This window comes from Geminisphaera colitermitum TAV2, from assembly GCF_000171235.2.
GTDB classification, from domain to species: Bacteria; Verrucomicrobiota; Verrucomicrobiia; order Opitutales; family Opitutaceae; genus Geminisphaera; species Geminisphaera colitermitum.
The window spans coordinates 1-13034 of record NZ_ABEA03000086.1; the positions used below are offsets into that span (position 1 = coordinate 1).

The window sequence follows — 13034 nt, forward strand, 5'->3', positions numbered from 1 at the left end:
AGGGAGGCCTCTCCGAGGCCTCCGAAACCACGCTCCAACCACCTATGAGTTTCGCATCCTCTCACCACGCACAACGGAGGCCTCGGAGAGGCCTCCCTACCGCCAAGACAACGGACACAACTCAACTGAAAACGCTCTAAGGAGCAAAATGAGATGGATGGGAATTGTCGGGGGAAGGGCGAGTGACGGGCGGGAGGAGGCGGGCGTGGCGGGAGGCTTATTTTTTCTTACGGTTTTTCGCAGTTTGGTTGGCCGTCACTTTTTTGAGTTTGGGCAACTGGCTTTGTTTCAACTGAAAACGTTGAGCGGCTTTCTGGTCTTTGATGGTTGGTACGTATTTGGCTCCCATGCATCCAGAGGCGTCGATAATCGGGAAACGGGCAATCAGAATCACGCTAAGCGGATTTGGCGGGACACAGGCCTTACGTTTTTCTTTTTTTTGATTGTATCCAATAAGCCATTTCAGGTTCGAAGCAGGAGGCGGGGAGGTCTTCGAGTTTGGTGCGGAAAAAGGTTTCGGCGTCGTGGACGCCGCGGTTGTAGGCGGTCGGGGCGATTTCTTTCTGGATGTAGCCGAGGAGTTGACGTGCCTGTATTTCGGTGAGCGCTTGGTCGTATTCGGTTTCAAAATACTTCTTGAGCGAGGAAATGAACCGGGCGGTTTCGTCGTTGGTAAGGTCGAGGGACATGGGAAATGGGTTCAATAACCAGCAGTCCGTTGTCGCGCAAGATGTCTGCGATACGGTGGTGAATTGGTCGTTGTTTTGTTCTCAATTCAATCCCCTCCCTCCCTCACAAGCCAACCGCGAATGGTCGCGAATAGACGCGAATGAAATCCATGGTTCTTTGAGGTTTCCAGTGGCGCGGTAGCGCCTGTAGCGCAGGCATCTTGCCTGCAATCTAAATTGATTGCGCGAAGCGCGGTGACGTTTGCTGTGCTTATTTTTGGGAAGCAGCGCTTCGCGCCATTGACTCAATTGCAGGCAAGATGCCTGCGCTACGGGCGCTACCGCGCCACTGGAATCTTATAGCGTTGCGAGGATGGCGTTGAGCGTGGGGCTGGGACGCATGGCGGTGGAGGCTTTGGCTTCGTCGGGACGATAGTAGGCTCCGATGTCGGCGGGCTGGCCTTGCACGGCGAGGAGTTCAGCGGCGATTTTTTGTTCGTTGGCCGTGAGTTTCTCGGCGATGGGAGCGAAGTGTTTGGCAAGGTCGGGGTCTTGCGTCTGCGCGGCGAGGGCCTGCGCCCAATAGAGGGCGAGATAGAAATGGCTGCCGCGGTTGTCCGTGGTGCCAAGTTTGCGACCGGGAGATTTGTCGTTTTCCAGGAATTTGCCGTTGGCGGTGTCGAGGGTGTCGGCAAGGACTTTGGCCTTGGCGTGCTTGAGGGTCGTGGCGAGGTGTTCGAGCGAGGCGGCAAGGGCAAAGAATTCTCCGAGGCTGTCCCAGCGGAGGTAGTTTTCTTCGAGGAATTGTTGCACGTGCTTGGGGGCGGAGCCGCCTGCGCCAGTTTCAAAGAGTCCGCCGCCGGCAATGAGGGGGACGATGGAGAGCATTTTGGCAGAGGTGCCGACTTCGAGGATGGGGAAGAGGTCGGTGAGGTAGTCGCGAAGGACGTTGCCGGTGACGCTGATGGTGTCCTGGCCTTTGACGAGGCGTTCGAGGGTGAGTTTACAGGCAGTGGCGGGGGGGAGGATGCGGAGGTCGAGGCCTGTGGTGTCGTGATTTTTTAGATACGTCTGGACTTTGGCGATGATCTGGGCGTCGTGGGCGCGGGCGGCGTCGAGCCAGAAGATGGCGGGGGTGTTGGAGAGGCGGGCGCGGGTGACGGCGAGTTTTACCCAGTCTTGTATGGGGATGTCCTTGGCCTGGCAGGCGCGCCAGATGTCGCCAGCGGCAACGGTGTGTTCGAGGAGGGTTTGGCCGGTGGCGGTGTCGATGATGCGGACGGTGCCGTCGGTGGGGATTTCAAAGGTTTTGTTGTGCGAGCCGTATTCTTCGGCGGCTTGGGCCATGAGGCCGACGTTGGGGACGGAGCCGATGGTGGCAGGGTCGAGGGGGCCGTGTTGTTTTACGAAGTCGATGACGGCTTGGTAAACGCCAGCGTAGCTGCGGTCGGGAATGAGGATGAGGGTGTCTTGGAGTTTGCCTTGGGAGTCATACACTTTGCCTCCGGCGCGGATGAGGGCGGGGAGGGAGGCGTCAACTATGACGTCGCTGGGGACGTGGAGGTTGGTGATGCCTTTGTCGGAGTTGACGTAGGAGAGGCCGGGTCCGGCGGCGTAGGCGGCTTGGATGTCGGATTCGATGGCGGCGCGTTCGGCGTCGGGGAGTGTTTGGATTTTGGATACGAGGTCGCCGAGGCCGTTGTTGAGGTCAACACCGAGGCGGGCGAGGGTGGGGGCGTGTTTTTCGAGTAGTGGTTTGAAGAATACGCGCACGGCGTGGCCAAAGAGGATGGGGTCGGAGACTTTCATCATCGTGGCCTTGAGGTGGAGCGAGAGGAGGATGCCGTCGGTTTTGGCGCGGGCGATTTGGGTTTCGTAGTAGGCGAGGAGGTCTTTTTTGCGGAGGACGGTGGCGTCGAGGATTTCTCCGGTGAGGAGGGGGAGTTTGTCTTTGAGGATGAAGGGGGCGTCGCTGCGCGACGAACGTCCAACATCCAACGCCGAACATCCAACATCCAAGTGGGGCGCTGCCGCGCCATTGGTTTCATCTGGGCGTTGGATGTTGGATGTTGGATGTTGGATGTTGGATGTTGGCAGGAGTTCGATGCGGACGGTGGTGGGGGCGGCGAGTGTAATGGATTTTTCGTTACCGTAAAAATCGCCTTGGTCGAGGGAGACGACGCGGGTCTTGGAGCCGGGGGTGAAGGGTTTGTTGGTGTGGGGGTGTTTGCGGGCGTAGTCTTTGACGGCTTTGGGGGCGCGGCGGTCGGAGTTGCCTTCGCGGAGGACGGGGTTGACGGCGGAGCCTTTGACGCGGTCGTAGCGGGCTTTGGCGTCGCGTTCGGCGTCGTTTTTCGGAGTTTCGGGGTAGTCGGGCAGAGCGTAGCCGAGGGTTTGGAGTTCGGCGATGGCGGCTTTGAGTTGGGGAATGGAGGCGGAGATGTTGGGGAGTTTGATGATGTTGGCTTCGGGTTTGAGGGTGAGGGCGCCGAGTTCGGCGAGGGCATCGGGGGTGCGTTGGGGGGGGGGGAGGAGGTCGGAGAAGGCGGCAAGGATGCGGCCGGAGAGGGAGATGTCGCGGGTTTCGATGGCGATGCCGGAGTGTTTGGTAAACGCCTGGATGACAGGAAGGAGCGAATAGGTGGCAAGCGCGGGGGCTTCGTCGGTCTTGGTGTAGATAATGGTGGGCTGGGTGGCGTTGGACATGTTGTGTGGCTGGCTGACGGCTGGTTGGTTGTGTGTGGTGTGAGTCTGTTGTGGTGCGCTGCGGATGATGCGTAAAGCGGGCCAGCTAATGTCAGCGGGGGCGTTGCGTCAAAAAACAACTGCGGCATTTGTCACACTTGTCAGATTGCAGGCGGGTGGCGGACGGGGTTTGGTTGCTGGCTTTGTTGAATACCGAATGTCGAATGACCAATGACCCGGGTGCGTGAAAGTTCGTTTGCGCGTGTGCAGAGTGCGGCCGAGGAGGTGCGCACGAGCACGGCGTATTTTTGGGACAACCGGGAGAGATCGCGCACGCCGTTGCTGGCGATCCAGCGGACAGAGTCGGGGGCGGGGTTTTTTGAGGACGAGCGGGGGCGGAGGCTGGTGCCGCCGGGTTATGCGATGCTTTTTACGCACGATGAGAATTCGCGTTACGGGTATCCGGCGGAGGCGGTGGCACCGTATCGATTGCGTTTTTTGTCGTGCTCGATCGGTCCGGGGGTGCGGGCGATGCTGGACCAGTTGCGCGATGATTTTGGGGCGGTGCTGCGGATGCCGCCGGAGTCGGAAGCGGGGGCGTTGTTCGATGAGGCGTGGGAGCGGTTTGTGGGGCGGGATTTTCGGGACCAGTATCACGAGACGGAATTGATTTACCGGTTGATGATCGCGCTCTACCGGGAGCAGGTGGCGGCGACGCAGACGGCGGACCCGGTGGAGTTTGGTTACCATTATTTGCAGAGTCATTTTCGGTCGCCGATCAATTTGAAGTTGGTGGCAGAGAAGTGCGGGGTGAGCCGGGAGCATTTTATCCGGGCGTTCCGGGCGCGTTACGCGGAGTCGCCGGGGGCGTTGTTGCGGCGGTTGCGGCTGGAGCGGGCGCAGACGTTGCTGGCGACGTCGGAGTTGCCGGTGCAGGATGTGGCGTTGGCATGTGGTTTCGCCAACGCGGGGACGTTCTGCCGGGCGTTCCGGCGCGAATACGGACGGAGCCCGGGGCAGGGGCGGGGGTGAGTGGCGTTCTTGCCGGATTTCTGTGTCACGGATTATTAACTACAATCAGACAGCGCGGTTGTTTGAGCAGGGCGGCGGTTCGTGCTGATCGCACAGCGCAATGGAGGTGGTCGCAATTTGCGACCTTGATCAGCGGTTGCCGGGATGGAATCCGATTTTGCGGCGGTGGCGCGGTCCATCGGGAGACGCCAGTTGCCGGATGGTTTTTACGATTTCCCCGATTTGGTCGTCATGCATGCCGATCCGGGCATCCAGTTCGGCCAGCTTTGCCGATAATGCCTTGTGATTGACCATCATGTGACGCAAAGCGACGAACGCCCGCACCACTTGCACGCTCATCTCACACGCTGCGTCGCTGTTGAGAACATTGGCCGCCTGAACAGCACCGTGTTCGGTGAAGGCATAGGGGAGAACAGATGAAAAACGCAGGTTTCGGAGGTGGTCGCAATTTGCGACCACCTTGTCTTTTTCTTCCCCGTTGAGCTGAAACATGAAGTCTTCGGGAAATTTTCGCTGGTTGCGTTTGACCTGTTCGTTGAGGCGCTTGGTTGTCACGCCGTAGAGCAGCGCCAGATCCCGGTCCAGAATGACACGTTGGCCGCGCAGAATCAGAATGAGCGAATGGATGCGTTCGAGAGGGATGATCGCGTCGGACATGTTGAGGAAAATCAGTCCTCATATGAATTTTGTCCGACGGTGCGAACTTTCTTATGCTCAGACGGTTCTCCCTTTGCGGTGAGTTGAAGCTACTGATTGGAGGTCGGGAGCGGGGCGTCGGTTTTGCCGGCTTTCACGGTTGCCAGATACTCGTCGCGAGTGAGCAGTTTCCACACTGGAAGTTGGTTTGTGTAGATCGCAATGGGTTCGTCTCCGATGGAAAATGAGGGAGCGGTTTCGTTGAAGGCGATTGGGTCGAGATTCCAAGAAAAGGCCGCGCTCACACCTTTGAGGCCGGGACGAATCGTGACGGGTTCGATGATCGCATCGGCGGGAAGCTCCAGCAGTTCACGATCTGTTTTCCAGAGAACGATGGAATAGAGGGTGTCCGTTCCGGGTGTGGCAGGACGGCCTTTGTAGGTATCGCTGCGTTTTAAGACGTAGGCTTCTACGCCGGGAGCGGGTTGCGCAATGCCGACGAGTTCACGTCCCCGCATGGCGTCCACGGAAAACGCATAGGTCAGCATTCGCAGCTTGGGACGCCAGTCGATGTCGAACATTCCCCATGCCAGCAGGTTGCCATTTTCGTAAAAATCACGGGCAATGAAAAAATCCATACGCGGCATGTCGTAGAGGAAGAAGGTGCGGGCAAAGGCCTTTGCCGCATCGTAAGGATGTGTGCCGCCGTTTTGCTCGGTGTTGAGCAGTGGTTTCTGCTGGGAGGCGGGATTGCCAGTGCGGGCAAGTTCGCGTCGGAAAAATGCAGGGAAATCCTTGGTTTTTAACGCGAAGAGATGATGCAGCGAATAGGCGTCCGCATACTTATCGACGCCGAGATCAAAACACTTGGCCACGAAGCGGCGACCGCCGTCCTTGCCTCCGTGTTCTTCATCGCGGGAGTAGGTGGAGCCAAATGCCACAATACGAGCTTCCGGAGCATGTTTGCGGGCGGATTCATAAACCATTTTTACTTCCTGAACGTATTGAGCAGCGGTGGATTTTTTCCACCAAACAGAAGGAGCGTCCACTTCGTTGCCCATTTCGATCCAGCGGAGCCCCTTGTCTTTATAACGGGTGAAAATGGCGTCAAAATAATCTCTGTATAGATCGTGATATTTGGGAGCGCAGGCGGAAAGCATGTTCCCGGAAACAGTCATTTGGCCTTGCGGATATCCGACTGTAAAGAGATGGGTCATTCCATATTTCCAAGCGTTGGAGACCTGAAAATCGAGGTCGTCAAAATTGATATTCAATTTGCCGGTGTCGTCCTTCTTTTCGTTGGGAGTCAGACGATGCAAACAGGATTCAGCAGTGCGAAGGCTGTCCACACCGACCCGGGCAATCAAATCGTAGGCACGGGCAACTTTCGGGACATTGGCATTGTATTTGACGGAGATGTAGGGGCGTTCCATGCCATGAAGTCCGAATTCGGTGGTGTCGGGCGAGCGGTCAATGGCAGAGGGCAGGGGACGGCTTGCTATTTTTTTCAAAACTTTCGCGGATGTCTCCTCCCCGACCTGCTCGCTGGTTTTAGCAATGAGTTCATAGTAAAGTTTATGATTGAGAGCGTTTGTGTATTCGCGTTCGGAAGAATTTTTCATGCGCTCTTCCCATGTCGGTTGTGTGGAAAAGCGGGGGCGGTTGCCTGCGGGGATATATGTTTTGTTATTGGTGAGTAGCAGGGCATCAAGGCAGGCAACATAATGACTGCCCGAGCTGCGCGGTTCGTTGACACCAATTATGATTTCATGCTCGCCAGCGTCCAGTTGGACGGAACCTGCTTGTGTCCAGCCAAATACCCAGCCAGCCCATTTGTCGGATGCTTTTCCCCAAGAGGCTCCCGACCATGCTTTGCCTTTTAGTGTGGTTTCGTCGCCTCCGTTTATGCGCCAGGTCAGCGGGCTTGCCCATCCGGCGTTGTTGGGTGTGCTGGCAATCCAGAGATTATAAACGTCGGTAGTGGGGACTTTGATTCTGTATTTCGCATAATAGGGCGCAGGCGGATGCTTGGGATTGTTTTTGGAAGTAAAGAGGCGCAGGAACATGCCTCCAGAGGGGCCGGTTTTACCCACGCTGACGACTTTGCCTGTGTGAAAGTTGCTTTCAAAAGTGTCTTCGCCTTCGATCCAGATGCCAGTGTCCGCAGCATGTGCGCTGCCTGCTGTTGTAATCAAGATTAGCGCAAATATGAATGCAGTAATGATATAACATGTGCTCGGTCGATTACTACGGAGGCGTATAGAATTAAGGTTCTGTTCGGTTTGCATAAGGGAAATGAGATACAGTGAGTATTGCCAGCTCGGCTGATGCCGAACCAAGGAGCGGGGGGGGGGGGGGGGACGGGTTGCTTATTTTTTGGGCAGCAACGTTGCGGGATCAATGAGATAATCGAGGGATTTGTTTACGGCTATAACGTGTCCATCGGCATAAACAGTATTGAGCCTGCCATCATGAGGGAGTGTTCCCCCTTGATAAAAACATGAAGCGATTTGACGACGAGGATCACCTGATTGGGTTTGAGGCAATGGGCTGGGCGTAGAGCTTAATACAGTGGTTTCTATTGTGATATTCCAATAATATCCAATGTTCCAATAGGGTCCGCTTGAGGTGCCTTCTGCTCCTGTTTTTGCCGTTTGTCCGGCGAAAGTAAATCCGGTTGGGGATACAACACTTGGGCAATAAAATATCTTTTTGCTGCCATTGGCGTAGGGAAGCAGGGCGGTTATCAGGCCGCCATCGTGGGGTGTAGAGGGATTGGGAGCAAACATTCCCATCGCAACGTTCCGTGTTGTTGGGAAATTTCCTTTATGTTCGTTGGCAAAGAGATGTGCCGCAGTCATGATCTGGCGTAGATTAGAAACACATTCGGCGCGGCGGGCGCTTTTGCGAACTTTGCCAACTGTGGGAATGATAATCGCTGCCAAGATGCTGATGATAGCGATGACCGTCAGCAATTCGATGAGTGTGAAGGCCCGGTGGCATGAGGGTCGGGGTAACGCGGATTTCATGGTTGATACAAGTTGTCAGCGATGACGTTTGATAAAAAGCACAAGCGACAGGATGCCGCCACCAAGCAGAATACCTAGGTGGGCGGGTTCTGGAATCGACTGCGTCGTGATGGTCAATGTAGGCACGGCATTGGTGGTTTGATCTCCAGAGGCGACGATAAAACCCCACGAGGCAACGCCTTGTTTGCCTCCTGAACCGGGGGCAATATAAGTGTCTGCCTGCGCTAAACGGTAGCTGGAATAGGCATTGGAAGCCGCCACATCGGAGAGGAATGTCGTTGTCACATCATAGGGCGAAATCAATCCAGTCTTTGTTACAGAGGTGGCCCCGACGACAGTGGTCCATCTGTTGTTTGTCAGAGTTGTCGGGGTGTCCTCATTATTGGGACCGTATACTAATGTTTTGGTCGCTTTGGTGCCATGTGTAATGGTTATCGTATTGGCACTGTTAATTGTTGTGACGTAAAACGACAGTGTCACTGACACGATTTGTTCTTTGGTGAAATCAATATCCAGCTTGGACAAATCAAACATCAGAATGGCGGAGGCACTTCGATTTGCATCTGAAAAGGTGGACCAAGCATTGCCCACCCGCAGTTGGGTTCCGTCTGAGTTCGACTGATTCCCAACGGTAATCCAGCCATCAAAACCTCCGTCCGAGCTTTTGGTGGTGAGCGTGTAGGTGCTGGCGTGGATACTGGAGGTGGCCGAAAGCGCCGCCGCGAGAATTCCGGCGGCGAGTAGGAGTGACGACAGGCGTGTCGAGATTGTCGTTTTCATAGGTTGGTGAAGTCGAGTGGATTACGGACGTTTTTGGTTTTCAGGGATCATATTGGACTCAAACAGAATCCCCGTCGGAGTGTCGGCAGGGACGGAAAGGATGTTGTTTAGGAAATGCTGGACCGTTCCAACTGTCAAGCTGTTTTCTGGACCGATCCAGCATTATTGATTTTAAGGTTCTTCGACATTTTCAGTGGTTCGACATGGAGTGCGGCGATTCATCGCCGCTTTAGACGGGTCGTTTTAACGGCCCGCCCTCCCGCCTTTCGCCCTGCTTCGTCCCGCTTCCGGTGCGTTCTTTGCAAGACGGTAGAGTGGGTGCAAGAGGGGAAGGCGAGGCGACGTGATCAATCACGTCGTCCAAAGCGGCGATGAATCGCCGCACTCCATAGCGCAATCCTGTCTTCCCACTGAAAACGTCGAAGAACCGATTTTAAGCTCATAATCGTTTGCTGTCAGGCTTGTTAAGCTACTTGGCTGAGGGGGCTGGCCCAGTGCTTTCGCGGACGAGGAAGCCTGCCATCAATTCAACGCGGCGCGGAGTCCAGCGGGGGGGGCGAATCGCAGCGGCGGCAGCAGCAGCCGCCAGACGGGAATCGGGCGGCGAGGTGCTTTCGTCGGCTAGCGAGCGGGATCGCGAGGTCCGGCGAGTGGCGGCGCGGAGCTTGGCGGGGGAGGGTGTAGTTTTTTGTTCGATACCGGTGATCGCAAGGTTGGTCAGCTCGGTGGCGTATTGCTCGATGGGTTGGTCGATGGTCGTGAGCGAGGGACAGAAGGAGGTGGCGAGTTGCACGTTGTCGGCTCCAACCACGGAGACGTCACCGGGCACGGTGAGCTTGAGGTCGTGGGCGGCGCGGATCGTGGAGAGGGCAAGTAAATCGTTGAGCGCGAAAATGGCAGTGGGACGGTTTTGGGTCGGGGTTTGCAGGAGTTCGCGCGCGGCGGCGTAGCCGTCTTGCAGGCGAAATCCGCAGCGTTTCACCCACTCTTCGCGCACGCTCAGGCCGGCGGTTTCGAGTTCTTGGCGAAAGACTTCGAAGCGGGCGCCGATGGCTTGGAAGGGGGGGGCTCCCCAGATGAAACCGATGTGGCGGTGGCCGAGGGCAAAGAGGTGTTCCATCACGGCGCGCATGGCGGGTCGGTCGTTGATGGTGGCGGCGTCAAAGGGGATGCCGGGATAGGCGGGGCCGGCCACGACGCAGTGCGTTCCTTGCGTCTGCATGGAGGTGAGCAGGGGTTCGGCACGGGCGTAGTCCATGGTGGATACGATCATGCCGTCCACTTGCATGCCGAAGAGGCGTTCGATGGCGAGGACTTCGGTTTCGAGGTCAGTGTTGCTGCTGCTGACGACGAGGTCGTAGCCGTGGCGGCGGAGGAGTTGTTCGGCGTGCTGGACGATTTCAGCGTAAAAGGGGTTGAGGTGGTCTTGTATCACCATGCCAACTACGTGCGAGCGGCGGGTGCGGAGGCTGCGGGCAAAGCGGTTGTGGCGGTAGCCGAGCGCTTGCATGGCTTTGCGGACGGCGGTCTTGGTGGTGTCGGGGATTTCGGAGCTGTCCTGCAACACGAGGGAGACAGTGCTTTTGGAAAAGCCGCATTTTTGGGCGACGTCGCGGATGGTGGGTTGCCGGGCCATGTGTTCCGCAAGTGCATCCGACAATCTACTGGAACGTGCAAGCGCAACATTCCAAGCCGTCTGTGGAGTGCGGCGGTTTATCGTCGTTTTGCGCGAAGCGTTTTAACAGTTTCAGCCTCCCCCCCCCCCACACACATACCTGCAACGCGCTGAAGCGCGTGGAGGAAAGCGGTGATGAATCACCGCACTCCAAATGTTGGCCTGCGTAAGGTTAGAGAGTTTTCAAGAAACCTATCGCTATCCCCAACTTGGTAGGGAGGCCTCTCGTAACTGTTTAGCGAGGGGGGGGGGACAGGGGGAGAAGGTTGGATTTGGCGCGGTAGCGCTTGGGAGCGCCGGCATCCTGCCGGCAGACGGCGCGAAGCGTCGTTGGGGCGGGTCGGCATCAAAAGTGGCGCGGACGTCTCGCCCGCATCGGAGCAGCATGCGGGCGGGACGCCCGCGCCACCTCAGCTTTTCCACTTTACCCTTCCCGCGCTGCCCGCCCCAGCGTATTTCCAACCGCCATGTCCACATCGTCGTCCGCATCCGCTGTCCTGCCGTCCACGACCACTCCGCACGCCTCGCTGGCCGGCGGATTTCACCACGTGGCGCTCCGCCTTAACAACTGGGACGCCGCGCTCGCGTTTTATCGCGACGTGCTCGGCTTCCGCGAACACGTCGCCTGGTCGCGCCCCAACGGACTTCGCTGCGTCCTGCTCGACATCGGTGGGAATTGCCGACTCGAAGTGTTTGAAGACCCGGCGGCCCAGCCCATTGCCTCCGCCGACGCCACCGGACCGCTGCTCCATCTGGCGTTGCATGCGGTGGACGTGGACGAAGCCGTTGCCCGGGTGCGCGCCGCGGGCTATCCGGTGACGCGCGGCCCGGAGGACGTTACGATCAAATCCACCAATGGAATTGGCCCCGTGCCCGTGCGGCTGGCGTTTTTTGACGGTCCGGCAGGCGAAGTGTGGGAGTTGTTCAAAAGCGACCGCGCCTGACCGCGTCTGACCGCCCGACTGCGGTCCAGACGAAATTTGAGTTTGCCACTCTCTCTGCCCGCGCGACACGCTGATCCCTTTCACACGTCTCGCACATCCGCACATCGTCAGCTCCCAGCCCTCTCATTTCAAAAACAACTTAAAACCACACACACAGCATGGCCGCAGAACTCACAGGAAATGTATTGGTGGGCCAATCCGGAGGCCCCACCGCCGTTATCAATGCCAGCATAGCCGGAGTCGTCTCCGAAGCTCTCAACCACGAGTGCATTGAAGAAATTTACGGCACCCTCAACGGCGTCCTCGGCATCCTCAACGAGGACCTGATCGACCTCGCCTCCGAGTCGCAGCAAGCCATCCGTGGCCTCAAAACCACACCCGGCGCCGCCCTCGGCACCTGCCGCTACAAACTCAAAAAACAACAAGATTTCGACCGCGTCCTCGAAGTATTCAAAGCGCACAACATCCGCTACTTCTTCTACGCTGGCGGCAACGACTCGCAGGACACCGCCGACAAAATCTCCAAGCTCGCCGCCCAGCAAGGCTACGACCTCCGCGTCATTGGCATCCCCAAGACCATCGACAACGACCTCCCCGTCACCGACCACTGCCCCGGCTACGGCTCCGTCATCAAGTACATCTCGACCACCGTCCGCGAGATCGCCTGCGACAACGAAGGCATGGGCCAGCATGATCTCGTGCAAATCGTCGAAGTCATGGGCCGCAACGCCGGTTGGATCGCCGCCGGCGCCTCCCTCGCCAAACGCCGCGAGCACCCGCACGACGCCCCGCACCTGATCTATTTGCCCGAAGTCGCCTTCACCACGGAGAAGTTCGTGGCTGACGTGCAACGCGTCCTCAAACGCGAGAAATTCTGCCTCATCGTCGTCGGCGAAGGACTCGTCGATGCCGACGGCAACTACGTCTCCGCCGAGGACAAGACCGACGCCTTCGGACACTCCCAACTCGGCGGCGCCGCCGACTATCTGCAAAGCCTCGTCGAACAACACCTCCCCGGCGTCAAAGCCCGCACCGTCAAGCTCGGCATGGCCCAGCGCGCCGCCGCTCATGCCGGTTCCAAGGCCGACTCCGACGAAGCCTACCTTGCCGGAGTCAAAGCCGTGCAGGCGGCCGTCAATGGCGAGACCGACGTCATGGTCACGCTCGTTCGCGCCGAGAGCGACAGCTACACCTGCGAGACGGCCCTTGCGCCCCTGAGCGACATTGCCAACGGCGTCAAAAAACTCCCGCGCGAATGGATCAACGAAGACGGCGTGAGCATGAACCACCAGTTCGTCCGCTACGCCACGCCGCTCATCCAAGGCGAGACGCCAGTTCCCTACGAGAACGGCCTCCCGATCTTTGCCAAGCTCGACAAAGTGCGCGTGGACAAACTTCTCCCCGCCTACGAACTCTAACGCGTCGCCAGAGTGGACGCCGGGAACGCCGAGCCCCGGCTCGGCCGCATCTCTCCAAAGCCGGTCCGCACCAAAAAGCGGACCGGCTTTTTTTTACGCCTTTTGCCTCCCCCCCCCCCCCCGCCCTACGGTAGATGCCGGATGCTCGTTGAGAAAACGCGGGCGTC

The 13034-nt window shown here is 57.9% G+C and carries 11 protein-coding genes; 3 read left to right on the plus strand and 8 right to left on the minus strand.

Annotated features, from left to right (window positions below):
* Positions 1-217 precede the first annotated feature (217 nt).
* The 3 genes from OBACDRAFT_RS28030 to OBACDRAFT_RS09100 form a co-directional block, all read right to left on the minus strand.
* Positions 218-394: a hypothetical protein gene (locus OBACDRAFT_RS28030; protein ID WP_157836972.1), complete on the minus strand. Its 177-nt coding sequence runs from the start codon at positions 392-394 to the stop codon at positions 218-220.
* A gap of 28 nt (positions 395-422) precedes the next feature.
* Positions 423-689, minus strand: coding sequence for a DUF2164 domain-containing protein (locus OBACDRAFT_RS09095; protein WP_043584896.1), 267 nt, complete (start codon positions 687-689; stop codon positions 423-425).
* A 336-nt stretch (positions 690-1025) separates the two neighbouring features.
* Positions 1026-3374 carry an NADP-dependent isocitrate dehydrogenase gene (locus OBACDRAFT_RS09100; protein WP_043584898.1) on the minus strand — a complete coding sequence of 783 codons (2349 nt, stop codon included), beginning with the start codon at positions 3372-3374 and terminating at the stop codon, positions 1026-1028.
* A gap of 210 nt (positions 3375-3584) precedes the next feature.
* On the opposite strand from OBACDRAFT_RS09100, the gene OBACDRAFT_RS09105 reads away from it, so the two are divergent.
* Complete coding sequence (locus OBACDRAFT_RS09105) at positions 3585-4385, plus strand: helix-turn-helix transcriptional regulator (protein WP_043584900.1); 801 nt, start codon at positions 3585-3587, stop codon at positions 4383-4385.
* Between the two features lie 129 nt (positions 4386-4514).
* Here OBACDRAFT_RS09105 and OBACDRAFT_RS09110 read toward each other — a convergent pair whose 3' ends face one another.
* The 5 genes from OBACDRAFT_RS09110 to OBACDRAFT_RS09125 all read right to left on the minus strand — a co-directional run bounded on the left by OBACDRAFT_RS09110 (position 4515) and on the right by OBACDRAFT_RS09125 (position 10466).
* A complete protein-coding gene (locus OBACDRAFT_RS09110) occupies positions 4515-5042 on the minus strand; it encodes an ORF6N domain-containing protein (RefSeq protein ID WP_043584902.1) in 528 nt (175 codons plus the stop codon).
* 89 nt (positions 5043-5131) lie between these two features.
* Positions 5132-7216, minus strand: a complete 2085-nt coding sequence (locus tag OBACDRAFT_RS09115; RefSeq protein ID WP_052361555.1) for a hypothetical protein — start codon at positions 7214-7216, stop codon at positions 5132-5134.
* Positions 7217-7390: 174 nt separating this feature from the next.
* Positions 7391-8050 (minus strand): prepilin-type N-terminal cleavage/methylation domain-containing protein, encoded by a 660-nt coding sequence (locus OBACDRAFT_RS26395; RefSeq protein ID WP_081721918.1) that lies wholly within the window; start codon positions 8048-8050, stop codon positions 7391-7393.
* A gap of 15 nt (positions 8051-8065) precedes the next feature.
* Positions 8066-8830, minus strand: coding sequence for a PEP-CTERM sorting domain-containing protein (locus OBACDRAFT_RS09120; RefSeq protein WP_043584903.1), 765 nt, complete (start codon positions 8828-8830; stop codon positions 8066-8068).
* A gap of 469 nt (positions 8831-9299) precedes the next feature.
* Positions 9300-10466 carry a LacI family DNA-binding transcriptional regulator gene (locus OBACDRAFT_RS09125; protein WP_043584904.1) on the minus strand — a complete coding sequence of 389 codons (1167 nt, stop codon included), beginning with the start codon at positions 10464-10466 and terminating at the stop codon, positions 9300-9302.
* Between the two features lie 506 nt (positions 10467-10972).
* On the opposite strand from OBACDRAFT_RS09125, the gene OBACDRAFT_RS09130 reads away from it, so the two are divergent.
* Positions 10973-11449 (plus strand): VOC family protein, encoded by a 477-nt coding sequence (locus OBACDRAFT_RS09130; RefSeq protein WP_052361563.1) that lies wholly within the window; start codon positions 10973-10975, stop codon positions 11447-11449.
* Positions 11450-11607: 158 nt separating this feature from the next.
* The gene (locus OBACDRAFT_RS09135) at positions 11608-12867 is read left to right on the plus strand and encodes a 6-phosphofructokinase (protein WP_043584905.1); all 1260 of its coding nucleotides are present in this window, start codon (positions 11608-11610) and stop codon (positions 12865-12867) included.
* The last annotated feature ends 167 nt before the right edge of the window (positions 12868-13034 follow it).

What these genes read in the sequence shown, in the direction of transcription:
- OBACDRAFT_RS09135 (WP_043584905.1), top strand. Translation starts at nt 11,608, where the DNA reads ATGGCCGCAGAACTCACAGGAAATGTATTGGTGGGCCAATCCGGAGGC.
- OBACDRAFT_RS09100 (WP_043584898.1), bottom strand. Translation starts at nt 3,374, where the DNA reads ATGTCCAACGCCACCCAGCCCACCATTATCTACACCAAGACCGACGAA.
- OBACDRAFT_RS26395 (WP_081721918.1), bottom strand. Translation starts at nt 8,050, where the DNA reads ATGAAATCCGCGTTACCCCGACCCTCATGCCACCGGGCCTTCACACTC.
- OBACDRAFT_RS09110 (WP_043584902.1), bottom strand. Translation starts at nt 5,042, where the DNA reads ATGTCCGACGCGATCATCCCTCTCGAACGCATCCATTCGCTCATTCTG.
- OBACDRAFT_RS09120 (WP_043584903.1), bottom strand. Translation starts at nt 8,830, where the DNA reads ATGAAAACGACAATCTCGACACGCCTGTCGTCACTCCTACTCGCCGCC.
- OBACDRAFT_RS09125 (WP_043584904.1), bottom strand. Translation starts at nt 10,466, where the DNA reads ATGGCCCGGCAACCCACCATCCGCGACGTCGCCCAAAAATGCGGCTTT.
- OBACDRAFT_RS09095 (WP_043584896.1), bottom strand. Translation starts at nt 689, where the DNA reads ATGTCCCTCGACCTTACCAACGACGAAACCGCCCGGTTCATTTCCTCG.
- OBACDRAFT_RS09130 (WP_052361563.1), top strand. Translation starts at nt 10,973, where the DNA reads ATGTCCACATCGTCGTCCGCATCCGCTGTCCTGCCGTCCACGACCACT.
- OBACDRAFT_RS09105 (WP_043584900.1), top strand. Translation starts at nt 3,585, where the DNA reads ATGACCCGGGTGCGTGAAAGTTCGTTTGCGCGTGTGCAGAGTGCGGCC.